Annotated in this window: 21 protein-coding genes; 15 read left to right on the forward strand and 6 right to left on the reverse strand. The window is 62.5% G+C overall.

Annotated elements, in window-relative coordinates:
- The first annotated feature begins 88 nt into the window (after window positions 1-88).
- Window positions 89-1507: a DHHA1 domain-containing protein gene (locus tag GJR96_RS04945; RefSeq protein WP_151161915.1), complete on the forward strand. Its 1419-nt coding sequence runs from the start codon at window positions 89-91 to the stop codon at window positions 1505-1507.
- A 10-nt stretch (window positions 1508-1517) separates the two neighbouring features.
- Here the strand turns inward: GJR96_RS04945 and ppk2 are convergent, their stop codons facing one another.
- Window positions 1518-2348 (reverse strand): polyphosphate kinase 2, encoded by an 831-nt coding sequence (gene ppk2 / locus GJR96_RS04950; RefSeq protein ID WP_151161916.1) that lies wholly within the window; start codon window positions 2346-2348, stop codon window positions 1518-1520.
- A gap of 285 nt (window positions 2349-2633) precedes the next feature.
- Between ppk2 and GJR96_RS04955 the strand changes: the two genes are divergently transcribed.
- The 4 genes from GJR96_RS04955 (at window position 2634) to GJR96_RS04970 (ending at window position 5435) form a co-directional block, all read left to right on the forward strand.
- Window positions 2634-2855, forward strand: coding sequence for a DUF7557 family protein (locus tag GJR96_RS04955; RefSeq protein WP_151161917.1), 222 nt, complete (start codon window positions 2634-2636; stop codon window positions 2853-2855).
- 230 nt (window positions 2856-3085) lie between these two features.
- Window positions 3086-3403: a DUF5783 family protein gene (locus GJR96_RS04960; RefSeq protein WP_151161918.1), complete on the forward strand. Its 318-nt coding sequence runs from the start codon at window positions 3086-3088 to the stop codon at window positions 3401-3403.
- Between the two features lie 42 nt (window positions 3404-3445).
- Complete coding sequence (locus GJR96_RS04965) at window positions 3446-3814, forward strand: NifU family protein (protein ID WP_151161919.1); 369 nt, start codon at window positions 3446-3448, stop codon at window positions 3812-3814.
- A 79-nt stretch (window positions 3815-3893) separates the two neighbouring features.
- Window positions 3894-5435 (forward strand): sulfatase, encoded by a 1542-nt coding sequence (locus tag GJR96_RS04970; RefSeq protein ID WP_151161920.1) that lies wholly within the window; start codon window positions 3894-3896, stop codon window positions 5433-5435.
- Between the two features lie 34 nt (window positions 5436-5469).
- On the opposite strand, the gene GJR96_RS04975 is transcribed toward GJR96_RS04970, so the two are convergent.
- From GJR96_RS04975 to GJR96_RS18050, 5 genes are all read right to left on the reverse strand, one after another.
- Window positions 5470-6366, reverse strand: coding sequence for a ketopantoate reductase family protein (locus tag GJR96_RS04975; RefSeq protein WP_151161921.1), 897 nt, complete (start codon window positions 6364-6366; stop codon window positions 5470-5472).
- A gap of 46 nt (window positions 6367-6412) precedes the next feature.
- Window positions 6413-6700, reverse strand: a complete 288-nt coding sequence (locus tag GJR96_RS04980; RefSeq protein ID WP_151161922.1) for a DUF7130 family rubredoxin-like protein — start codon at window positions 6698-6700, stop codon at window positions 6413-6415.
- A 638-nt stretch (window positions 6701-7338) separates the two neighbouring features.
- Window positions 7339-10947, reverse strand: coding sequence for a DNA polymerase II large subunit (locus GJR96_RS04985; protein WP_151161923.1), 3609 nt, complete (start codon window positions 10945-10947; stop codon window positions 7339-7341).
- 3 nt (window positions 10948-10950) lie between these two features.
- A complete protein-coding gene (locus GJR96_RS04990) occupies window positions 10951-11370 on the reverse strand; it encodes a PPC domain-containing DNA-binding protein (protein ID WP_151161924.1) in 420 nt (139 codons plus the stop codon).
- 91 nt (window positions 11371-11461) lie between these two features.
- Window positions 11462-11629, reverse strand: a complete 168-nt coding sequence (locus GJR96_RS18050) for a DUF7556 family protein (RefSeq protein ID WP_191965410.1) — start codon at window positions 11627-11629, stop codon at window positions 11462-11464.
- Window positions 11630-11864: 235 nt separating this feature from the next.
- Here GJR96_RS18050 and GJR96_RS04995 point away from each other — a divergent pair, with 235 nt between their 5' ends.
- From GJR96_RS04995 to GJR96_RS05040, 10 genes are all read left to right on the forward strand, one after another.
- The gene (locus GJR96_RS04995) at window positions 11865-13703 is read left to right on the forward strand and encodes an ABC transporter substrate-binding protein (RefSeq protein ID WP_151161925.1); all 1839 of its coding nucleotides are present in this window, start codon (window positions 11865-11867) and stop codon (window positions 13701-13703) included.
- A 214-nt stretch (window positions 13704-13917) separates the two neighbouring features.
- Window positions 13918-14967 (forward strand): ABC transporter permease, encoded by a 1050-nt coding sequence (locus GJR96_RS05000; protein ID WP_058571577.1) that lies wholly within the window; start codon window positions 13918-13920, stop codon window positions 14965-14967.
- Window positions 14968-14973: 6 nt separating this feature from the next.
- Window positions 14974-16413, forward strand: coding sequence for an ABC transporter permease (locus GJR96_RS05005; protein ID WP_151161926.1), 1440 nt, complete (start codon window positions 14974-14976; stop codon window positions 16411-16413).
- Window positions 16410-17489: an ABC transporter ATP-binding protein gene (locus GJR96_RS05010; RefSeq protein WP_151161927.1), complete on the forward strand. Its 1080-nt coding sequence runs from the start codon at window positions 16410-16412 to the stop codon at window positions 17487-17489. The genes GJR96_RS05005 and GJR96_RS05010 overlap by 4 nt, the downstream gene beginning before the upstream one ends.
- Window positions 17486-18820 (forward strand): ABC transporter ATP-binding protein, encoded by a 1335-nt coding sequence (locus GJR96_RS05015; RefSeq protein WP_151161928.1) that lies wholly within the window; start codon window positions 17486-17488, stop codon window positions 18818-18820. Before GJR96_RS05010 ends, GJR96_RS05015 begins: the two co-directional genes overlap by 4 nt.
- A gap of 3 nt (window positions 18821-18823) precedes the next feature.
- Window positions 18824-19246, forward strand: coding sequence for a DUF7555 family protein (locus GJR96_RS05020; RefSeq protein ID WP_151161929.1), 423 nt, complete (start codon window positions 18824-18826; stop codon window positions 19244-19246).
- A gap of 84 nt (window positions 19247-19330) precedes the next feature.
- Window positions 19331-19927, forward strand: a complete 597-nt coding sequence (locus GJR96_RS05025) for a DUF7529 family protein (RefSeq protein ID WP_151161930.1) — start codon at window positions 19331-19333, stop codon at window positions 19925-19927.
- A 102-nt stretch (window positions 19928-20029) separates the two neighbouring features.
- A complete protein-coding gene (locus GJR96_RS05030; protein ID WP_151161931.1) occupies window positions 20030-20884 on the forward strand; it encodes a CBS domain-containing protein in 855 nt (284 codons plus the stop codon).
- A complete protein-coding gene (glyS, locus tag GJR96_RS05035; RefSeq protein ID WP_151161932.1) occupies window positions 20877-22661 on the forward strand; it encodes a glycine--tRNA ligase in 1785 nt (594 codons plus the stop codon). Before GJR96_RS05030 ends, glyS begins: the two co-directional genes overlap by 8 nt.
- A 7-nt stretch (window positions 22662-22668) precedes the next feature.
- Window positions 22669-23271, forward strand: coding sequence for a dolichol kinase (locus GJR96_RS05040; RefSeq protein WP_151161933.1), 603 nt, complete (start codon window positions 22669-22671; stop codon window positions 23269-23271).
- Window positions 23272-23307: the final 36 nt, after the last annotated feature.

The following is a 23307-nucleotide window of genomic DNA, read 5'->3' on the forward strand; positions in this document are numbered from 1 at the left end:
TGCCGCACGTCGTGGCCGACAGTCGCACCGAGACGTTCTTCGCCGAACTGCCAGCGTTTATGCCGATGACGACGTGAGTACCCTACAGATGGAAGGCCCCGTCCCCGACCTGTCCGAACACGCCGCGGCGTGCGCCGACCGCCTCCGCGACGCCGACCGGGTACTCCTCGCGTCGCACATCGACGCCGACGGGTTGACCAGCGCCGGCATCGCCTCGCTGGCACTCGAACGCGCCGAGATTCCGTTCGAGACAGTGTTCTGTCGGCAACTCGACGAACGGGCTATCGCGGACATCGCGGCGACCGACTACGACACTGTCCTCTTTACCGACTTCGGCAGCGGGCAACTCGACATCATCGCCGAGCACGAAGCGGCGGGTGACTTCCACCCGGTCATCGCCGACCACCACCAGCCCGCAGATGGAGTCGAGACCGAACACCACCTCAACCCGCTTCGGTTCGGCCTCGACGGGGCCACCGAACTCTCCGGGGCGGGTGCGAGTTACGTCCTCGCGCGCGCACTCGAACCCGACGGCGGCGACAACCGCGACCTCGCCGCCCTCGCCGTCGTCGGCGCAGTCGGCGACATGCAGGATACCAACGGGACGCTCACCGGTGCCAACGAGGGCATCGTCGAGGAAGGCGTCGCCGCCGGCGTCGTCGAGGAAGGGACCGACCTCCGAATCTACGGTCGGCAGACGCGTGCGCTTCCGAAACTCCTCCAGTACGCGACAGACGTGCGCATTCCCGGCATCTCGAACAACGAGGCCGGCGCTATCGAGTTCCTGACCGAACTCGACGTGCCCTGCCGTGACGACGACGGCGAGTGGAAACGGTGGGTCGACCTCACGGGAGACCAGCGACAGACGCTCGCCAGCGCCCTGATTCGCCGGGCCATCGCCAGCGGGGTGCCAGCCAGACGAATCGACGACCTCGTGGGGACGACGTACGTCCTCTCGGAAGAACAGGAAGGGACCGAACTCCGCGACGTGAGTGAGTTCTCGACGCTGTTGAACGCGACGGCCCGCTACGACCGCGGCGACGTCGGCCTCGCAGTCTGTCTCGGTGACCGTGACCGCGCACTCGATAGGGCGCGGAGACTCCTTCGGAACCACCGCAAGAACCTCTCGAACGGCCTCCAGTGGGTGAAAGAACACGGCGTAACGGTCGAGGAGAACCTCCAGTGGTTCGACGCCGGCGACGAGATACGCGAGACCATCGTCGGCATCGTCGCCGGGATGGCCGTCGGAACGGACGCGACGCGGAACGGAATCCCCGTGTTAGCCTTCGCAGAGAACGAAGACGGCGACGTGAAAGTCTCCTCCCGCGGGTCGTACGTGATGGTCAGAAACGGACTGGACCTCTCTGTCGTCATGCGCGAGGCGTCCCGAGCAGTCGGCGGCGACGGCGGCGGTCACAACGTCGCGGCGGGCGCGACGATTCCGAACGGGACCGTCGCGGAGTTCATCGCCGAGGCGGACCGCATCGTCGGCGAGCAGTTAGAATAGACCCGCCGACTCAGTCGTCGTCCACCGGGTTCGACCCGAACCGTGCGGGCACCCAGTTCTGGTCGTCGATGGGCGGGCGTTCGTAGTCGGCGTTCTGTCGCGGCGGGAGTTCGATGGGGTCGGGCGTCAGGTCTTCGTACGGAATCTGGTCCAGTAGATGTGAGATACAGTTCAATCGCGCGTGGCGCTTCACGTCGGCGTGGACGACGTTCCACGGGGCTTCCTCGATGTCCGTGTGTTCCAGCATCGCGTCTTTCGCTTTCGAGTACTCGACCCACTGCGAGCGTGCTTCGAGGTCCATCGGACTCAGTTTCCACCGGCGCTTCGGGTCCTCGTTGCGCTTCTGGAACCGCCGTTCTTGCTCCTCGTCGCTGATGGAGAACCAGTACTTGATGAGTACGATACCGGACCGGACGAGCATCCGCTCGAACTCGGGACACGTCCGCAGGAACTCTTCGTACTCTTCGTCGGTGCAAAAGCCCATCACGCGTTCGACACCCGCGCGGTTGTACCAACTTCTGTCGAACAACACCATCTCGCCCTCTGTGGGGAGTTGTTCGACGTAGCGCTGGAAGTACCACTGGCCCTTCTCGCGTTCTGTGGGCGTTCCGAGAGCGACGACACGGGCGACCCGCGGGTTGAGTCGGCGGGTGATACGCTTGATGACGCCACCTTTCCCCGCGGCGTCGCGTCCCTCGAAGACGACACACACCCGCAGGTTCTCTTCTTTAATCCAGTACTGGAGTTTAACCAGTTCTTCTTGCAGACGGTTCAACTCGCGCTTGTACTGTTTCTTCTTCAGCACCCCCTTCTTGTTGTAGCGGTCCGCGTCACTCGGCATGCCCCCAATATGTTCCTTGAGAACAAATACCACGTGGCTGAATCGGTGAGTACGGTCCCACTATCACGGACCCAGTAGCGGTTCAGACAGGCCTGCTCGCCGCGCACGAATTTTCGGAAGGAACCACGCCATTTTGTATCGCGACATGCGATTTATAGTGTGGTGGTGAAGGTCTCACGAAAGACGGCATACATTGCGTCTCACCCGCTATTTCCGCGAAATCCTCATATTGTATGCTCGTGTATCACACGGTGCCGGCCGTCACGGCCGGAGAGGGGCAAGACGATGGCGACCGCGAGAACAAACAAATTCGAATACGAATACCCGGTCGGGTACGAACCGGAGGTACAAACAGAGACGGTCGAGTTGGACCGTCGAACCGTCGAGCGACTGGACGCAATCCTCGAAGAGGACGAGTCGTACGACGAACTAATCAGCGAACTCGTGTCCATCTTCGTGGCGAGCGAACTCAGCGCCGCGCGCGTGGACAGCCCACTCATCGAGTGACGCGCACCACGTCACTCCATTTTCGAGACCCGATGCACTGTTGAGCCACGGCTAATCGAAAGGGTTTGCGCCGTCAGCGACACTAGACCCGGTTTCACGAGACATCGCAATCTCTCCATCGACCGTGGCATAAACGGGCAGATGCTATACGAAACGGCAGTCGACGCACTACGCCGAGCGCGCACCGACCAATCGTCCGATTTTTTGCTGCGAGTGGGAAATCTCCGAGTATGACCGACTTCGACCCGGAGAAGTTCGAAGACAAATACGTCCACTACTTCCCCCAACTCCAGCGGGCGTACAAGAACGCGTTCGAGACGATGAACGACGAGTTCGACTCGACGCTCATCCACGGCATCGACCAGCAGATTCTCAACGAGTCTGAACCCTTCTACGAAGATGGTGAGTTCCGGGTCGAACTCCCCGAGAACCCGCCGGAGCGACTGACTGCGGTCGAAATCGCGGACGACGAACTCGACGCCGTTCTCGACCGCTACGTCGACGAAATCGAAGGTGAACTGCACCGCGTCTTCGGCGTCGAAGCGTAACCGAACCAAAGGCCTAAGCCCGTTCACCCCGAACGCGCGTCCATGAGCACGGAGACGCAGGACGGCGAAGACGACCTCAAAGAGCGTGTCGTGAACTTCCTCCGTCGGAACTTCCCGCAAATCCAGATGCACGGCGGTAGCGCGGCTATCCGCGACCTCGACCGCGAGACCGGTGAGGTCACGGTCCTCCTCGGCGGCGCTTGCTCTGGGTGTGGCATCTCCCCGATGACCATCCAGGCCATCAAGACCCGCATGGTCAAGGAAATCCCCGAAATCAACGAAGTCCACGCCGACACCGGCATGGGCGGCGACATGGGTGGCGCGAGCCGTGGCGGCGACGTGAGCCCATCGTTCCCCGGAGACACGAGCGAGGACCGCGAAGACGACCAAGGTCCGCAAGCACCCTTCTAAGCCGGGTTCTCGGGTTCTTTCTGTTCGACCGGCGACAGAGAACAGGAGTTTTATCGGCGACTACACCCCACCCACGGGTATGACAGCCGAGTCGCCCGAGAACGTCCTCTTCGTCGTCATGGACACGGTCCGCAAGGACCACCTCACGCCGTACGGCTACGACCGCCCGACGACGCCGGGCCTCGACAAGTTCGCCGAAGAGGCGACCGTCTTCGAACAGGCCGTCGCGCCCGCGCCGTGGACGCTCCCCGTCCACGCGTCGCTCTTCACTGGAATGTACCCGAGTCAACACGGGGCCGACCAGGAGAACCCCTACCTCGAAGGCGCGACCACGCTGGCCCAGACGCTCTCGGCGGCCGGATACGACACCGCGTGTTACTCCTCGAACGCGTGGATTACGCCCTACACCCACCTGACCGACGGGTTCGCAGACCAGGACAACTTCTTCGAGGTCATGCCGGGCGACTTCCTCTCCGGCCCGTTGGCGAAGGCGTGGAAGACGATGAACGACAGCGACACCCTCCGGGCGCTCGCCGACAAACTCGTCAGCCTCGGCAACACCGCCCACGAGTACCTCGCCGGTGGTGAAGGCGCTGACTCGAAGACGCCTGCCGTCGTCGACCGAACCATCGACTTCGTCGACGACTCCGACCAGTTCTTCGCGTTCATCAACCTCATGGACGCACACCTGCCGTACCACCCACCCAAGAAGTACAAAGAGCAGTTCGCACCGGGCGTCGATTCGACCGAAGTGTGCCAGAATTCGAAGGAGTACAACGCCGGCGCGTACGAGATAGACGACGACGAGTGGGAGGACATCCGCGGTCTCTACGACGCCGAAATCGCCCACATCGACGACCAACTCACCCGCCTGTTCGACCACCTCAAAGAGACAGACCAGTGGGACGACACCATGGTCGTCGTCTGCGCCGACCACGGCGAACTCCACGGCGAACACGGCCTCTACGGCCACGAATTCTGCCTGTACGACCCGCTCATCAACGTCCCGCTCATGGTCAAACATCCGGCGCTCGGAACCGGACGTCGCGACGACCAGGTCGAACTCGTCGACCTCTACCACACGGTTCTCGACTCGCTAGGCGTCGAAGGCGGCGAACCAGCCAAGTCCGGCGACAGCGTCGTCGCACTCGACCGAACCCGGTCGCTCCTCTCGGCGAACTATCGCGACTTCGCGGACGCGAGCAACGGCGACCCCGGACAGCACCACGATGGGCAGTACGCCTTCGTCGAATACTCGCGCCCAGTCGTCGAACTCAAGCAATTAGAAGAGAAGGCCTCGAAGGCGGGAATCTCCCTCCCAGAGGACTCACGATTCTACTCGCGGATGCGGTCTGCCCGCCGTACCGACGCCAAGTACACCCGAATCGACCGCATCGAAGACGAGGCCTACCGCCTCGACGAGGACCCCGACGAGACCGAGAACCTCGCCGAATCAGACGACGAGGCCATCGCCGAGACGGAGGCCGCACTCAGTGAGTTCGAAGACGCGGCCGGTGGCGCGTGGACTGACGCCCTCGGCACCGACGTGTCAGACGATTCAGTCGACCAGATGGACGACGAAGCACAGGAACGACTCCGCGACTTAGGATACCTCGAATAACCGACTCGACTACCTGACCGAAGCACCTCTCCCTCTACCGAAGCCCTTCTCCTCGTTCCCACGCCCGTAAGAGCGCCGCGAGCGTTCGATTCGTCGGCACTTCGTAGTCGTATTGTTCGGCGGTATCGACGACTGCACCATTGATTGCGTCCACCTCGGTTCGCTTTCCATCCTCGACGTCCTGGAGCATGGACGACCGGTTGGCGGCGGTCTGGTCGATGACGCGGTCGATGGCCTCGCGGGCGACACGGTTCGGGAGTCGAGCACCCTCGAATCGGGCGACGCGGGCAGTCTCTCGTGCGGCGCGGTGGGCGACCTCGCTTGCCTCGCCGGCTGCGAGTCCCCCGTTTTCGACCCGCGAGAGTGCAGTGACGGCGTTGATACCGGCGTTTACGGCGAGTTTCTCCCACCGTCGGCGAGGCATGTCGGCGGCGACGAGCGTCCGAATGCCCGCGTCGCGGAAGGCCTTTCCAACCCGTTCGGCGAGGGGTGAGGTGCCGCCATCAAGGACACCTAAGACGACGCGGCCGATGCCTGTACACTCGACACGGCCGGGGGCGACGAGGCGAGCACCGTAGGTCGCAGTTCCCGCGAGAACGGGCACGTCGAGGGCCGATTCGAGTACCTCTTCGGTCATGCCGTTTTGGAGCGAGAGGACGGCATCGACGTCGCACGCTTCGAGGGCCTCGGCCGCCGCGGGCGTGTCGAACGACTTGACGGTCACGAGTGCAAGGTCTGCATCGTGGCCTGTTTCGGTCGTCGTCGCCGCCGGTGAGACGTGCGCGGACTCGGCATCGACGATATCGAGACCAGTCTTCGAGACGCGCGAAACGTGTCGGTTCCGGCCGACCAGCGTCACGTCGTGTACCGACGCGAGGAGTCCGCCGACGAGGGTTCCGAGGCTACCCGCGCCGAAGACGAGGATTCGCATGGCTACAGGTACTCATCGGGTGATAAAAATCGGGACCTTTCGGGAGTCAGTCTTCGGTCCAGTAGTAGATGTACTCGCGCGCCGCGCCGCAGTTCGGACAGGAGTCGGGTAACTGCTCGATGTCACCCATCTCGCCGCAGTCACTGCACCGCCACATCAACTCCGCTTCGCCGAACTCGTGGCCCGCGCGTTCGTGTTCGATGGACATCGCGGCGAATCCCTCGCGGGTCGTGACGTAGAACCCGTCTTCGTCGAATCCCCGGATACTGCCGATTTTGGTCCCATCCTTCGCGTACACCGCCATGCCGACGGTTGGCTGTGTCTCACCACTCATGTGTGAACATACGTCACGGAGCCACCTAAATTCGGACGGCCAGCGCCGTCTCAGACGAGACGGCTCGATATCCCCGTCGTATAAATAATAAACTGAATAGCGCGATATAGAATTGTGCTGTGGTCTGAAACAGTCCTCGATAGCCACCACGAGATGGACCGCCACAGGATGGAGACTCCTTCACCCACTTCAGTACAGGTCTCTCGGACTGCAGTCGGTGCACAGCACAACAGTCACCGAGAGCAACGCGTGCCAGTTAGCAGTGTGGCAATGTTTGCCTTACGCGCGCGCCGGAGAAACACTAGTCACTGCTGGACGAGGATGGGTACGAACGTACGACATTCTAGAGAGACGTGATAAAAAGACACATCGCACACCTGAAGTGCAGACTCGGGGCCGGATATCACAGTACGACTACAGTGTTGTCCCCGGCGAGAACAGTGTCCGTCGTTTCTACGAGGCGGTTCCACGCACTCGGAGCAGAACAGAGATGACAGAGACTACCGGAAACCGGGAGGAGAGTCGACTCAGACCGACATGAAGTCCGCGATGCCAGATTGTTCGTTCCCCACTTTTTCCACGCCGAGTGAACGGGCCACTCGGCTCGAAAACCTGGAGGAAAAACCGCTCGACAGAACCTACATGAAGTCCGCGATGCCAGATTGTTTGTTCTTGTCGTTCTCGAAGATGGATTCGAGGCTCTTTTCGAGCACTTCGAGGCGCTGTTTCGTGTAGTCGCGGCAGTTGAACTCCTCTGCGACGTCGATGGCGACGTCCATGTACTTGTTTACGGACCCTTGGTGAACGGTGAGGTTCACCCGCCCACCACACTCGCGACACTCACCGGTGAGTGGCATCCGGCGGTACTTCTCCCCGCAGTCGAGACAGCGTGTCTCCTGTCGGGAGAACGCACGAAGGTTCCCGATGAGGTCTGGCAGGAAGTGGCCCTCGATGACGCGTTCTGCCACGTCAGTCTCGTCGACTGCGCGAAGTTTCCGCGCGAGGAAGAGTTGTGCATCCATCTTGTCCATCATCGACCCGAGCGTCTTGTACGCAGAGAGGTCCGGACCCGCGGCGATGTCCGTCGTGTCGTGTGTATGGTTGAACCCTGTGTACTCGCGGTCGGTTCCGAGGTACTCCTCGGCGATTGTGACCTCGTCTTCCCAATCGTCTGGGTCTTCCATCCGGAGAGTGGCCTCGTAGAACTCTCGCGGGTACTGCCGAACGATGTCCATGTTGTGCGCCTCGTCGTCGATTTCCGAGGGATCGATGCGCGAGGACATCACGAGTGGCGCGTCCATCTGCCCACCGCGTTTGTCGGGGAGGAACTCCTTGGAGAAGTTGAGAAGGCCGTCCATGAGCAGCATGACACAGTCTTCGTCACCGTCACAATTCCGCCGCTTCGCGGCGTGGAAGTACGGATGCGCGTACCCGACCGCTGCTGTCGTGAATCCGACGACTCTGCCGACGACTGCCGCGGACGTGTGGGGTGCCATCCCGAAGACGAGTTCGCCGATGAGGTCGTCGCGTTCTTCCATCTGGTAGAACCGGTCGAGGCCGTAGAACTGCTCTAAGAGGTCGTCGACGAAGTTCGCCGTCTGCATCATGTGCCGCGCCGCGCCGTTCGAGAGGACGATGTCCTGTACTTTGAGTTCGACCAGTTGGTCGTCGAAGCGGAGGGGTTCACCGTCGATGTCCGTCTCGTAGCCGAGTTCACGGAAGTGGTCGGCCGTCACGTCGAGTTCCTCGGGGCGAACCGACGTGACAGGCAGGTCGGTCATGTCGTAGCGGACGGTCCCGTCTTTGAACGACGAGACGTCGTGTTTCGCCCGGAGGACACCTTTCTCGATGGGTTCGGGCGTCTTGTTCGCGGAGGTGAGACCCTTCACGCCCTTCAGAATCTTGAACGAGGACTCGCGTTCACCGACGGATTCGAGTGCGTTTCTGTACTCGGTGTTCAGGTCTATCTCCTGCCACTCGGCGCTCTCGACGTCCCACTCACACCGTTCACAGTAGACGCGACCAGACTCGTCGGGTTCGACGACGGTGCCACAGTCGTCACACTCGTAGTGTGGTTCGGTGTGGCCACCGCACTGCTCGCACTTCGACTTGAACCCGAACGCCCCGCAGTCGGGGCACTTCCGCTTCCCGACTCGGACGGAGACGTGGCCGCGCTTGCCGGACTCACCGAACTCGCGGGCGGCGTCGCCGACGTCGCGCTGACTGCCACCTGCTTCGCCGATGGGAAAGAGCGTGTGGACTGCCGGCGAGAGGTCACGGCGCTCGGACTTCTCCGGGCGACCCATCCGGTTTCCGATGCGGGTCGGTGCGCGTTCGCGGACGGCGAATGGAGCGACTTCGTTGACGGCCTCGATGGCGTTGTCACCCTCGTCCCACACGCGGGCGCGTTCAGACAGGTCGTCGAGCGTCCACGTCCGTTCCCGGTCGTCGGTGAGACCGAGCGTCCGCGCGAGGGGCCGCCAGATGGGAACACGGAGTTCGTCGTCGGTCTGACGGTGCGCGACGAGGAGGTGTTCGAGTGTCTCGCGGACCTCGGACGTATGTTCGAGGACGAGCGTCCCCTGTTCACCTCCTTCGGGTTCGTTGTCGGCATCGACGCCGACGCCGGTCCCGCCGTCCGCCTCCGCGGCGGCGATATCGCCGGCGGCGACAGCGTCTGCGAGTCGGTCGAACTGCTCGATCGAGACGTCGTGCCAGAGATACGTGTACTCGGGGTGGAGTGGCGCGTCGAACTCGGTCGCCCACGAGAGCGCGTCGTCCACGCTCGGATGTTCGAGGTCGATAGTCGGGTCGTCCCGGAGTGCTTGGACGTTGGCATCTGTCGCCTCGAAGTCCTGAATCCACCACTCGAAGACGTACGACGCGGGTGCCAACGGGTGGTTGTTCTCGACGAACTCGCCGAAGTTGACGAGGTACTCGCCGAGGTCCAGAATCTTCTCGACCCCGTTCTGGAGTTCTTCGGCCTCTTCGGGGTCGTCGATACGGCGAACGTCACCGTTGGCGAGTCTGACCGTCGGCCCCTCGATGGAGTCGACGGGGACGACACCGCCCGCTTTCCCGGGGCGTTCGGTCTTTATCTGCGTCCCGGTGGCGATGAAGTCGTCCACGATGTGCATCGTGGCGGGGTGGACCCCCGCGGTTGCGAATCCGTGATTGCGGGCGCGGCCGTACCGGAGACGGAACCCGCCGGGTGCAGAGGGGTGGCCGAAGACCGGACGGCCAGCGATGAGGTCACGGAGGAACTTCGTCGCGGGTTCGACGCGGACGGAGCCCTCGGGTTCGTCCGGTGACGTCTCGTCGTCGTCGACTTCTGCCGCGGCCTCGTCACCCTCGCCGGACTCGGCGTCCCCGTCTTCGGCTTCAGACTCGTCTTTCCCACTGTCTTTGCCGATGGTTCCGTCGATGAGGTCCTGTAACCACGGCCAGTCGACTTCGTCGAGTTGCCGAGTGTACCGCTGAATCTTCGGGGCCTTGAGGGCGATTCCCTCTGCCATGACGAGGCACATCCCACCACGGGCGGAGTTGGTGTCGACGCGTTCGAGGTCACGGTAGCCAGACACCTCTTCGTCACCCGTCGCCTCACCGTCGAGCATGATGGGCATGTTCTCGGCGATGAATCGGGTCTCTTTGTCCTTCGGCGAGTACTGAAGCCCGGTCTCCTTGTCGTAGAGGTTGATTTCCTCGACGTAACGCTCCGCCTCGTCGTTTCGTGTCTTGTACTCGTCGATGCCGAGCAGCGACCGGGCGTAGTCGGCGACGAGAACCGAGAGTGCCTGTGCGGTCCCACCCGCAGAGCGAATCGGGCCGGCGTAGTAGACGTTGACGAACTCGGTTCCGTCGTCGTTCTCGAGAATCTCGACACGGTCGATTCCCTCGATTGGTGCGGCGACCACACCTTCGGTAAGGAGGGCGACGGCGGTTCGAACCGCACCTTCCACTTTGCCTTCGCGTGAGTCGTAGTCACCGACGTTGCCGTCGACGAAGTCGGTCACGAGTTCCAGCGCCGCCTCTTCGCGAGACATCTGCCCTTCGAGTTCACGGACGCGTTCGGCGACGCCGTCGATGCCGAGAATGTTCTCGACACGGTCGGCCATGTCCTTGGCGACCGGAATCTCCACGTTCGTCTTTGGGTCGTGTCCCTGCGCTTTCGCGGCGCGCGCTAACTCGAACGCTTCGTCGAGACGGTCTTCGATGCGCGCGAAGTAGCGCTCGTCCTCCTCTCGCACGGTTTACAACCAGAGGTCCAGGTCGGTTACGTCGTCGTGTTCGCGTTCGAGTGGTTCGTCGAACGCGCGGAGGTTCACCTCGCCGGCGAAGACTGTCGCCGAGTCGAGGTGCCCTGCCAGCGACTGACCGCTTCGTCGGGAGAGTACCGCGTGCGTGTGGGCGAACGGTTCGCCGTCGAGGAGTGAGACGTTCCCCACGCAGGCGGCGACTTCGAGCGGTTCGTCGAACGTGACAGACTGATACTCCTGGTCGTCCTGGTCGTAGAACCAGATTTCGGCGTCCTGCACGGCCCCCATCGCGTTGAACCACGCGGACTCGATACCCTTCCGCGCGCAGAACTCCTCAATCTCCTCGCGCCAGTCTGCACCGTGTTCGAGGCGTGCGAGATACTCCTCGCTGACTGTCACCGCTCGAGCGTTCATGCGACGTACCACGAGCGAGTCGGACTAAAATGTAAATGGTCTCGTCCGCCAGTGGACGAACGGAAAAATCGAGTCGTCGGTGCCGGACTGGTTATCGCCAGTCGTCGAGTGCGAGTGCGTCGGCTACGTCGGCCGCGAGCCATGCGTCGTCGCGGGAGATGTCCGCGATAATAAGACGCTGGCCCGTCTGGGTGCTGTCCACCGAGGCCATAACCTCGGCGCCCGAGTCGTCGACGGAAGCCTTCGCATCCGGCGTCATGTATGATACATAGTGTCACCCCTATATAAGTTGCCCGAAACGGAAGACGTGCAAATGTCGTCTCGCACGATTCTGTTGCCTCGAAAACCGGTTTAGATATTAAAATGACCGTTTGAGCGATTCGTGTGGCAGAATTCGCCGTTTAGGTAGGGAACTACACCCCTACCACGCTATACTATATCAAACAAATCGAATACGGTAAGTTTATCCACAAGGACTGGGAAGATTGGCCCGAATGCCAGACACTAACAAACTCTCGCGTCGTCGTTTCCTGAAGGCAACGGGTGGGGCCGCAACGGCCGCCGCTCTCGCTGGTTGTACCGGCGGTAACGGTGAAGAGACAACGACCGAATCGGGTGGGCAGGAAGAGACCACGACCGAACAGCAGACGGAGACCGAAGACACCGGTACCGAGCTGTCCGGGTCCGTCTTCCAGCGCATCCTCACGGGGACGATCACCACGCTCGACCCCGTCGCAGCGACCGACACCTCGTCCGGTATCATCATTCAGCAGGTCTTCGACTGCCTGATGTCCTATCCGGACGGCCTCCCGACGGTCGAGAACGAACTCGCCGCGGACTACACGTCCTCGGAAGACTTCACGACCTACACGTTCCAGCTCGAAGACGCGACCTACCACGACGGTCGCGCAGTCAAAGCAGCTGACTTCGCCTACGCGTGGGAGCGTCTCGCCGCATCCGAGAACAGCCGCCGCGCCTACTTCATCCTCGACTCCATCGGTGTCGAACACGAGACGGACAGCGAAGGTAGCTACGTGCCCGGTTCGCTCGGCGTCGAAGCCCCGAGCGACACCGAACTCGTCGTCAACCTCAGCGAGCCGTTCCACGACACCCTCGAGATGCTCGCGTACACCTCGTTCGCCGCATACCCCGAAGGTATCGTCGGTGACCTCGACGAGTACGAGGGCGAGATGGAGTACACGGACTTCGCCAGCAAGAACCCTGTCGGCGCAGGTCCGTTCGAACTCGCCTTCTGGGAGAAGGGTACCGCAGCAGCCGTCTCCAAGTACGACGACTACTACGGAGATGCCGCGCAGGTCGACAACGTCCGCTGGCAGGTCATCGAGGACGACACGGCCCGCTACAACTACGCGATGAACGAGAACGCGGACTACTTCAGCATGCCGACGGCTCAATACGACCCCGGTAAGGTCTCTATCGAGTCGACGGACGAGTTCGGCCGTGAAATCGGTACGTACGGCCCGGTCCGCAACGGCAAGACGGTCAACTACGTCGGCGTTCCGACCCTGTCCATCTTCTACGTTGGCTTCAACATGAAGAAGGTCCCCAAGCCGGTCCGCCAGGCGTTCGCGTACGTCCTGAACCAAGACCAGATGGTCGAAGAAGTGTTCAAGGGCCGCGGCTCCCCGGCGTACATCTTCACGCCGCCGACCATCTACCCGGGTGGCGCACAGGCCGCACAGGAGAAGGTCGAGTCTGACTACCCGTACGGCGTCGCCGAGACCAACATCCAGAAGGCCCGCGAGGTCATGGAAGAGGCTGGCTACGGCCCGGACAACAAGTTCGAGGTCCAGTGGACCCAGTACAACTCCGACACGTGGGAGGAGATGGCGAAGATCCTGCGCGACCAGCTCGCGTCGGCTCACGTCAACATGAAGATTCAGAAGGCCGACTTCTCGACGCTCCTCGAGCGCGGCCGCAACGGTCAGCTCGAAGCGTACACCCTCGGCTGGATTGCTGACTGGCCAGCAGCGGACAACTTCCTCCAGCTGCTCAACCCGCCGCAAACGGACACCTCCCAGCAGGGTCCCATCTCGTACGTCAACTGGACGTCCGACAACGGCGATTCCTACCAGAAGGCGACCGACGCCTACCAGCGCGTCGTCAACAACCCAGCGCCGACCGACGACGCTCAGGCAGTTCGCGACGAAGCCTACGTCGAAATCGAGGAATCCAACTGGGACGACGTCGCGATGCTCACCATCTACAACCGCAAGGACGAGCGGTTCTGGTACGACACCGTCAACATCGAGCCGTTCGGTGGCATGGGTCCGAGCCGCCAGAAGCTGAACAACGTTACCCTCAACCGGTAATCGCGTTCACACCGGCAACGGTCACGCGCCCGTCGCCGAAATCAGAACGCTCAAATATTTTTGACATGCGTGCAGTTAGTCACCGCTATCTGTAAGATTGGGATGAAAGAGGTCTCGAAAGTTCGAGATTAAGACTCCGAAGCGCAAGACATATCCATCCCACTCATTAAACCTGTACAATAATGTCCGCTCGAACGGTCTGCGAGGTGATGCCATGAGTCGATGGCAGTACTTCCTCCGCAGGGTACTGATGTCGATTCCTGTCGTCATCTTCGGGACGACGATTACGTTTGCGCTCATCCGCCTGGGTCCCCTCGACCCCGTCTCAGCGATTTTGGGGACGCAATACAACCCTCAGGCGGCCGAGCAGATTCGAAATAACCTCGGATTGAACCAACCACTCTGGAGCCAGTACTTCGACTTCATGTACCGGCTGTTCACCTTCCAACTCGGCCAGTCGTGGGTCATCGCGCCCGGGACGACTGCGTACGAACTCATCCAGGTGTACGCACCGCGGACGATTTGGCTCGGCTTCTGGTCGGTCCTCATCGCCCTGTTCGTCGGGATTCCGCTCGGATTCTACGCCGGGCTGAACCCGAACACGCTCTCCGATTACGTCGCATCGTTCGGCGGAATCGTCTGGCGTGCGATGCCGAACTTCTGGTTGGCGATTATGCTCGTCACTGCCCTCTCACAGACCGGGCAGTGGACGAATGGGTTCTTCACGTGGCAGACGTGGATTGTGAAGACGAACGTCGTCACACCGCCGGCGCTCGGCTTCTTCCAATCACCGCTACAGGGATTCATCGAAGACCCGGGTGGATGGATTAACTCGTTCGTCAGGGCGACCAAGCAGATTGCACCTGCGGCGCTCGTCCTCGGGTCGGCGTCGATGGGTAACGAGATGCGTATCGGCCGGACGGCAGTCCTCGAGACCATCAACTCGAACTACGTCGAGACGGCCCGCGCGAAAGGTGTCTCCGGTCGCTCGCTCGTCTGGAAGCACATCTTCCGCAACGCGCTCATCCCGCTCGTTCCCATCATCACTGGCGAGGCGTTCTTGCTTCTCGGCGGGTCCGTCTTCGTCGAGACCGTCTTCGCCATCAACGGGCTCGGATGGCTGTTCTTCAACGCAGCCATCAACGGCGACTTGCCACTCATCGGGACGCTGATGTACATCTTCATCCTCATCCTGGTTGGCACGAACATCCTGCAGGACTTCCTGTACACAGTCATCGACCCGCGCGTCGGGTACGAGGGGTGAATCACAGTGAGTACACCAACAGAAACCGAAATACCGCTTCGACAACGAGTCGCTGAGAATCCCCAACCAGCGCTGATTTGGGCCGCAGTCGGTGTGGTCCTCCTCGGCGTCGAACTTGGCGCAATCCTTCAGGTCCTCGGTGCCATCGCTGGCGTCATCGTCAACCTCCTGCCGGGAGACCCCGGTGCCGCCGCAGTGAGTTCTCTCCAGGAGTCGCTCAAAGGCATCCCGACGCTCGTCTCCCGCGACTTCATCCCGAATCAGGGCTACTGGGACGGGTCGCAGTGGATCGGAACCTTCCTCGGTCTCTCACCCGCCGCGGCGTGGGCGATTCGCGTCACCGTCGTGTACGCGTACGCCTTCGCAATCCTCGGTTGGCTCTGGAACGGCTACAATCGCTACCGACGATTCTACCGCCGCGTCGACTGGACGCCGCGTGACGACGTCGTCAACCGCTTCCGGGGTCACACCTGGGGCCAGTTTGGACTTATCATTACTATCACGTTTGTGGTTATGGCGGTATTCGCCCCCGCGCTCGGACCGACCACCATGGAGGAGAACATCCTCCAACCGTACGACTACGAAGTCAGCTACTGGGACGACGAGAGCCAGTCCGTCCAGACGGTTCTCGTCGGCGAAGCCAACCTCGGGTCTGGTTCGCAGGGTGCCGGTGACGAGAACGTCGCGCCGATGACCTACGACGACTACGGCAGATTCCATCCCTTCGGGACAGCGACAAATGGGAAGGACTTGTTCACACAGGTGGTGTTCGGAGCGAGGATATCGCTCACCATCGCCACTGTCGCCATGGGAATCGCTGGTATCATCGGGCTCTCGTTAGCAATGCTAACCGCCTACTACAAGGGCCTCGCCGACTTGGCCATCGTGCTCGCGAGTGACTCGATACAGGCGTTGCCGGTCATCATGGTCCTCATCTTGATGCTCGTCATCTTCCAGAACACCTGGGTGAGGGAGTTGTACGACGGCGCAGTGCTCATCATCCTCATCTTCAGCCTCGTCTACTGGCCGTTCATCTGGCGGTCGATACGTGGTCCAGCGTTCCAAGTGTCCGAACAGGACTGGATCGACGCCGCGAAATCCTTCGGTCAGACGCCGGGACAGGTCATGCGCAAGCACATGGCTCCGTACGTGTTCAGTTACATGCTCATCTACGCGTCGCTCAGTCTCGGTGGTATCATCATCAGTGTGGCCGGCCTCTCGTACCTCGGTCTCGGTATCACGGCACCGACGCCCGAGTGGGGCCGTCTCATCGCCGACGGACAGCAGTACGTCGCGAGTCCCTCGTGGCACATCTCGCTGCTCCCCGGTGTGCTCATCACGCTCGTCGTGACGGGCCTGAACGCATTCGGTGACGGTATCCGCGACGCAATCGACCCGCAGGCCGACACCGGTGACGAGGCCGCGGCGACCGGAGGTGGCGCATGAGCACCGAACAGACGACCACGACGCGCCAGAAGGGCGAGCCGATTCTGTCGGTCGAGAACCTTCGCACCGCGTTCTACACAGACAAAGAGGTCATCCGTGCCGTCGACGGCATCTCGTTCGACATCCACCGCGGCGAGACGGTCGGTATCGTCGGCGAATCCGGGTCCGGGAAGTCCGTCACCGCGCGGTCTATCATGCGACTCGTCGACAATCCGGGTCGCATCGAGAACGGTCGCATCATGTACGACGGCGAGGACCTCCTCGACAAGACACCCAAGCAGATGCGCCGCATCCGTGGCGGCAGTATCGCGATGGTGTTCCAGGACCCGTTGACGAGTCTGAACCCCGTCTACACCGTCGGGAACCAGATCAAAGAAGCGCTCCGTCTGCACCGCGGTATGAGCGGGTCGAAGGCGACGCGCGAAGCCATCGAACTGCTCGAAGCAGTCGGGATTCCGGACGCGCACCGTCGAATCCGCGAGTACCCACACCAGTTCTCTGGTGGGATGCGACAGCGTGCCGTCATCGCGATGGCCCTCGCGTGCGACCCCGAACTGCTCATCTGTGACGAACCGACGACGGCACTCGACGTGACCATCCAGGCGCAGATTCTGGAACTCCTCGAAGAACTCCAGGAAGAACGTGACCTCGCTATCATGTTCATCACCCACGACATGGGTGTCATCGCCGAAATCGCAGACCGCGTCAACGTGATGTACGCGGGCGAAATCGTCGAGAGCGCACCGGTCGTCGAACTGTTCGAGTCGCCGAAGCACCCCTACACGCAGGGTCTCCTCGGTTCGATACCCGGACAGGGCCTCGAAGAAGGTGGTCGCCTCGCGACCATCGAAGGCGACGTGCCGACGCCGAACGAAGAACCGACCTACTGCCGATTCGCACCGCGATGCTCCAAGGCGTTCGGCGAGTGTGACACCGTCCACCCGGTTCCGGTCGACGTGGGTGACGACGCGACCCAGCATCGTGCGTCGTGTCTACTCTACCCAGAAGACCTCCCGACGGCGGAGGCAGTCGACGTCCACCGCTCGGGCGGTACAGACGGAGGTGACCAGCGATGAGTACGACGTCCACTGAAGAAGAGAAGATGAGCCACGAATCCGGAGAGACGCTCCTCGAAGTGAACGACCTCAAGACGTACTACGAGGACGGCGGCCTACTCAGCAGCAACCCTGTGAAGGCAGTCGACGGCGTCTCGTTCAGCATCGAACGCGGCGAGACGCTCGGTCTCGTCGGCGAGTCTGGGTGTGGAAAGTCCACGCTCGGTCGGACGCTGATGCGCCTCGAAGAAGCGACCGCTGGCGATGTCAAACTCAACGGGACGGACATCACGACGCTGTCCGGCGCGGACCTCAAACAGTTCCGCAACGACGTGCAGATGGTCTTTCAGGACCCCGATTCGAGCCTCAACGAGCGGATGACGGTCGGCGAAATCATCCGCGAACCGCTCGACGTGCACGACTGGAAGACGCCGAAAGAGCGTCGCCAGCGCGTTCGCGAACTCCTCGAGACCGTCGGTCTGCAGGAAGAACACTACTACCGCTACCCCCACCAGTTCTCCGGTGGGCAGCGACAACGTATCGGCATCGCCCGTGCCCTCGCACTCGAACCCGAGTTCATCATCCTCGACGAACCGGTCTCGGCACTCGACGTGTCGGTGCAGGCGAAGATTCTCAACCTGCTCGAAGACCTCCAAAACGAGTTCGGCCTGACGTACCTCTTCATCGCCCACGACCTCGCGGTCGTCAAGCACATCTGTGACCGCGTCGCGGTGATGTACCTCGGCAACATCATGGAGATTGGTCCGGCCGACGAGATGTTCGAGTCGCCGGCGAACCCGTACACGCACGCGCTCTTGTCGTCGATTCCCGAACCGAACCCGACGGCCGAACGCGACCGTATCACGCTCCGTGGCACGCCGCCGAGTCCGCGTGACCCGCCAGCAGGGTGTCCGTTCTCGACCCGTTGTCCGGTCAAGATTCGCCCCGAGCAGTACAGGAGCCTCGACGACGACCTCTGGGAACGCATCGAAGTGTTCCGCGAAGTCCTCCGCGAGCGTTCGCGCGCAGAACCGTCGCTGTCGGACCGCGTCCGCGACCTTCTCGGCCGCGAGACGCACCAAGCCGGGATGGACGAGACACTCACCGAACTGTTCGGTGACCTCGACGTTCCGACGGACGTGATGGACCACCTCCGTGAGGCCGCAGACTACGCAGAGAACGACGACGAAGACGCAGCACGCACCTACCTCCGCGAGGAGTTCGGCAGCGTGTGTGACCGCGAACGGCCCGACCAACTCGGCGTCGGTGACCGTGGCCGACTGAGCCTCTGTCACCGCCACGAAGAGCAGTACGAAGAACCCGCAGCAGTCTTCGAGACACTCGTCCAGTAATCGATGGAGTTCGACCCACGCCGAATCGGTGTCAAGACCATCGACGCGGTGGTCTACGCCATCTTCCTCACCGGCGTGGTGTTCGCTCTCACCGCGACCGTGAGCTTCGCCGCCGGCGGCGGACTTCCGGGTGCGAAGTGGCTGATGTTCTTCCTCGGTTTCACGATGCTCGCGTACGCGTCGCTCAAACTTCGTCCGAAAGCGGCGTGGAAGGGCGGCCGAGACGACGGCGGCCTGTTCGCCGGCGACGACGAACCCGTCGGTATCGAGAAACTCGTCGGGGGTCTCCTCGACCGCGTGTTGCCGCCGTCACTTCGCCCGGTTCCGGACGAACGCCCGTCGAGCGGGGCGAAACTGTTCCTCGCAGCGGTCTGTATCCTCGGCACGTCGTTCGTCATGGAAGTCGTCTTCGGCATCAACTACTGACGGCGACGGCGAGTCACCGAATCGGGAGTCACGTCGCGCCCTGTGGTCCGATGCCTTTTACCATATCCATCGTCCACCACAGATATGGTCGAGTCTGGAGACGAAGACGTACCCAACGTCGAACGAATCGCGAGCGAGGCGGACCGCCGTCGCGAGGCGTGGGGTGCGACCCTCGACGACATGACAGCGCTGGCCGACGAGTACGAAGAAGAGGGGTGGGACACCGTACGTATCGCCGCAGGCGACACCGGCACGTTCGGCCCCGGCGACGCGAAAGCGGACGAGGAAGCGTTCGGTATCGCGTACGTCGTTCCGGGCGACAAAGCCGAAGAAGTCGCCGACCTCTTCGAGGAGTCATCGTTCCCCGAGTACGAAATCTACCGGGCGGAGAACGACGGACTCGTCTACATGGTGACCGCGCTGTTCGCGCCAGACATCCAGACGGCCGTGTTCGTCGCCGGCGCGTTCGAACTGCGTCACGCGCTCAACTGCGCGACGACCGCAGTCGAGCGGGGTCGCATGTACAGTTACTTCCAGAAACTCGACGGAACGCTCGTCGGCGTCGTCGAACACGATGACCCCGACAAATTCTTCCCCGACCTCGACGCAGTCCGCCGATTCGCACCGAACGCCGGCGACGACGAGACGGCGGACGACGCCGCAGACGACACCGACGCGTAACTGTTCTCTCTGACGCGGCGGTCCGGACGAACCCCCTTTTGGTGTGTCAACGAGGCGAGAGCGTTCGCAGAGTACATTAGGCGGGGGGATGAAAGCGGGGGTATGAAAGTAGCCGACGCGATGACACCCGGTGAGGAGGTCGTGACCGTGTCCCTTCCGGGCACCCGCGACGACGTTCTGGAATACCTCCAAGAGCGTGGCTTCTCCTCCGTACCCGTCGTAAAAGAGACCGACGACGGCGCGACGTATCGCGGCCTCATCTCCCGAGAAGACCTCATCAAGCACCCCGACGAGGACCAACTCGCCGTCCTCGTACGCGAAGTGCCGACTGCGAGCGCAGACGACGACTTAGACGCAGTCGCTGCGACGATGGTCGCAGAAGACGCCCGCCGAATCCCCGTCGTCGACGGCGACGCAATCGTGGGTATCATCACCGTGACCGACGTGGTCCGCGCCATCGCGCGCGGCGACATCGACGGTGAGACACTCGTCGGTGACCTCGCGTCGAAGAACGTCAACACGACGTACGTCGAGACGCCCCTCCCGGTCGTCGAGCGTGAGATTTACTACGCGAACGTCCCGTACGCCGTCGTCCTCGACAAGGAGACCTCGCTGGCCGGCATCGTCACCGAAGTCGACATCATCGAAGTCGCCCGCGTCGTCGAAGGCGAAGCGGGGACCGGTGACTCCGTCGCCAACCAGGACGACGAGTGGATGTGGGAAGGCATCAAGGCGGTCGGCAACCGCTACATCCCGACCCGCAACGTCGAGATTCCGGCCGAACCGGTCTCGAAGTTCATGAGCGACGACCTCGAAACCGTCTCGACGCGGGCCAGTGCCAAAGACGCCGCGCAGATGATGATTCGCGAGGACATCGAGCAGATTCCGCTCGTGACCGGCGACGAACTCATCGGCATCGTCCGCGACATCAACCTGTTGGAGGCACTGTATGAGTGAGGGCACCGAGTCGGCCGCACTCGCCGAACTTGCGAAGCGCCGCGGGTTCTTCTTCGGTTCCTCGGAAGCCTACGGCGGCGTCGGCGGCTTTTACACGTACGGCCCGCAGGGTGCCGCGCTGAAGTCCAACGTCGAAGAGGCGTGGCGTGACCGCTTCGCGGTACAGGAGGGTAACCTCGAAATCGAGGCCCCGACAATCATGCCCGAACCCGTCTTCGAGGCGTCCGGTCACCTCGACGGCTTCGACGATATGCTCGTCGAATGTGCCGAGTGTGGTGAGTCCCACCGCGCGGACCACCTCATCGAGGACAACTCCGAACTGGAGGACGCCGAGACGCTCTCGCCGGAGGAAGCGGCGGAGAAAATCGCGGACCTCGGTCTCGTCTGTCCGAACTGCGGTGCCGAACTCGCTGGCCAATCGGTCGAAGAGTTCAACCTGATGTTCGGCACGAACATCGGCCCCGGTTCGAAGACGCCCGGTTACCTCCGACCCGAGACGGCACAGGGTATCTTCGTGGAGTTCCCGCGCATCAAAGAGTACGCGCGGAACCGCCTCCCGTTCGGCGTGACGCAGGTCGGCCGCGCCTACCGCAACGAGATTAGCCCGCGCAAGAACATCGTCCGTACCCGTGAGTTCACGCAGGCCGAACTCGAGCAGTTCATCGACCCCGAACGCGACGAACCGGACCTCTCGTCGGTCGAAGACGTGGAGGTACGCCTCTACCCGGCGACCGAACAGCAAGACGACGACGGCGACTACCTCGACACCACCATCGGCGAGGCAGTCGACGAGGGCATCATCGCCAACGGGTGGGTCGGCTACTACCTCGGCATCGCACAAGAGTGGTACGAGCACATCGGCGTCGACATGGAGCGGTTCCGCTTCCGCCAGCACCTCCCCGGCGAACTCGCCCACTACGCCGCCGACTGTTGGGACGCCGAGAGCGAGGTCGACGGCGACTGGATAGAAATCGCCGGCTTCGCCTACCGCGGCGACTACGACCTCTCGAAGCACGGCGAACACGCCGACGACGACTTCACCGTCTTCCAGCAGTACGACGAACCAAAGACGGTCGAACGCGCCGTCGTCGACCCGGACATGGCGACGCTCGGCCCCGAGTTCGGCGCACAGGCCGCCGACGTGGCCGAGGCACTCGAAACGCTCGCGGAACGTGACCCTGACGCCTTCGACGCCGACGAAGTCACCCTCGACATCGACGGCGAAGCGGTCACCGTCGACACCGACGTGGCGAACTTCTCCGTCGAGACGCAGACCGAAGCGGGTGAGCACATCACGCCGCACGTGGTCGAACCGTCGTTCGGTGTGGACCGTACGGTCTACACACTCCTCGTCCACGCGTACGAGCAAGACGAAGTCGACGGCGAAGCGCGGACGTTCCTCTCGCTGTCGCCCACGATTGCGCCGACGAACGTCGGTGTCTTCCCCCTCGTCAGCAACGTCGACGAACTCGTCGACCTCGCGGACGACGTGGCCGAAGAGCTCCGGGCCGCCGGGTTCGCAGTCGTCTACGACGACTCCGGCAGCATCGGCCGGCGCTACCGCCGGCAGGACGAAGTCGGCACGCCGTTCTGCGTCACCATCGACCGCGACGGTATCGAAGGCGCGGGTGACACCACCGTGACCATCCGCGAACGCGACACCGGTCGGCAGGTTCGCGTCCCGGTCGACTCACTCGTCGAGACGTTCGTCGGCCTCCGCGCAGGCACCACCTCGTTCGACGACGTGCTCGACGCGAACGAAGTCGTCGAGGCGTAATCCACCCGTGGGTCGCCCGAGCACCGCCGAGATAAAACGGCGACTGGTCCACGCGAGTGGGTCGGGGATGCCACTCCTGTACATCCTCGGCATCGTCGACTGGCAGACACTCGGGTACCTGTTCGTCCTCGCGTCGGTCACCGTGACCGTCCTCGAAATTCTGCGCCTCTACGGCGACTTAGACTGGCGTATCTACGACGAACTCACCCGCGAGTACGAACAGGACAACGTCGCAGGGTACGCGCTCTACACCTACAGTCAAACCGCCGTCGCCCTCGTCTTCGCGCCGCCCGTGGCCGTCCCCGGGATGTTGATGCTCACCATCGGTGACCCAATCAGCGGTCTGCTCGGGTCTGCACCGGTCGGCGAGATGAAGTCGCTGCGTACCCTCGCGGCGATGTTTACCGTCTGTTTCGCCCTCGCCGCCCCGTTCGTCGTCCCGGTGGCGGGCGTCGTCGTCGGGGGTGTCGCTGCGGCGGCGGGTGCGCTCGGTGCGACGGCCGCCGACGGCGTGAAACCCGTCGTCGCGGGGTACGTCATCGACGACAACCTCTCGATTCCGCCCGTGGCCTGTACGGCAATCGCAACTGTGCTGTTTTTCGTTGCCTGAGCGAAAGACAGGCGTTCGTCGTCTACCCGGAGGACG

The sequence above is a fragment of the Haloferax litoreum genome (assembly GCF_009674605.1).
Taxonomy (GTDB): domain Archaea; phylum Halobacteriota; class Halobacteria; order Halobacteriales; family Haloferacaceae; genus Haloferax; species Haloferax litoreum.

What these genes read in the sequence shown, in the direction of transcription:
- GJR96_RS04945 (WP_151161915.1), top strand. Translation starts at nt 89, where the DNA reads ATGGAAGGCCCCGTCCCCGACCTGTCCGAACACGCCGCGGCGTGCGCC.
- ppk2 (WP_151161916.1), bottom strand. Translation starts at nt 2,348, where the DNA reads ATGCCGAGTGACGCGGACCGCTACAACAAGAAGGGGGTGCTGAAGAAG.
- GJR96_RS04955 (WP_151161917.1), top strand. Translation starts at nt 2,634, where the DNA reads ATGGCGACCGCGAGAACAAACAAATTCGAATACGAATACCCGGTCGGG.
- GJR96_RS04960 (WP_151161918.1), top strand. Translation starts at nt 3,086, where the DNA reads ATGACCGACTTCGACCCGGAGAAGTTCGAAGACAAATACGTCCACTAC.
- GJR96_RS04965 (WP_151161919.1), top strand. Translation starts at nt 3,446, where the DNA reads ATGAGCACGGAGACGCAGGACGGCGAAGACGACCTCAAAGAGCGTGTC.
- GJR96_RS04970 (WP_151161920.1), top strand. Translation starts at nt 3,894, where the DNA reads ATGACAGCCGAGTCGCCCGAGAACGTCCTCTTCGTCGTCATGGACACG.
- GJR96_RS04975 (WP_151161921.1), bottom strand. Translation starts at nt 6,366, where the DNA reads ATGCGAATCCTCGTCTTCGGCGCGGGTAGCCTCGGAACCCTCGTCGGC.
- GJR96_RS04980 (WP_151161922.1), bottom strand. Translation starts at nt 6,700, where the DNA reads ATGAGTGGTGAGACACAGCCAACCGTCGGCATGGCGGTGTACGCGAAG.
- GJR96_RS04990 (WP_151161924.1), bottom strand. Translation starts at nt 11,370, where the DNA reads ATGAACGCTCGAGCGGTGACAGTCAGCGAGGAGTATCTCGCACGCCTC.
- GJR96_RS18050 (WP_191965410.1), bottom strand. Translation starts at nt 11,629, where the DNA reads ATGACGCCGGATGCGAAGGCTTCCGTCGACGACTCGGGCGCCGAGGTT.
- GJR96_RS04995 (WP_151161925.1), top strand. Translation starts at nt 11,865, where the DNA reads ATGCCAGACACTAACAAACTCTCGCGTCGTCGTTTCCTGAAGGCAACG.
- GJR96_RS05000 (WP_058571577.1), top strand. Translation starts at nt 13,918, where the DNA reads ATGAGTCGATGGCAGTACTTCCTCCGCAGGGTACTGATGTCGATTCCT.
- GJR96_RS05010 (WP_151161927.1), top strand. Translation starts at nt 16,410, where the DNA reads ATGAGCACCGAACAGACGACCACGACGCGCCAGAAGGGCGAGCCGATT.
- GJR96_RS05015 (WP_151161928.1), top strand. Translation starts at nt 17,486, where the DNA reads ATGAGTACGACGTCCACTGAAGAAGAGAAGATGAGCCACGAATCCGGA.
- GJR96_RS05020 (WP_151161929.1), top strand. Translation starts at nt 18,824, where the DNA reads ATGGAGTTCGACCCACGCCGAATCGGTGTCAAGACCATCGACGCGGTG.
- GJR96_RS05025 (WP_151161930.1), top strand. Translation starts at nt 19,331, where the DNA reads ATGGTCGAGTCTGGAGACGAAGACGTACCCAACGTCGAACGAATCGCG.
- GJR96_RS05030 (WP_151161931.1), top strand. Translation starts at nt 20,030, where the DNA reads ATGAAAGTAGCCGACGCGATGACACCCGGTGAGGAGGTCGTGACCGTG.
- glyS (WP_151161932.1), top strand. Translation starts at nt 20,877, where the DNA reads ATGAGTGAGGGCACCGAGTCGGCCGCACTCGCCGAACTTGCGAAGCGC.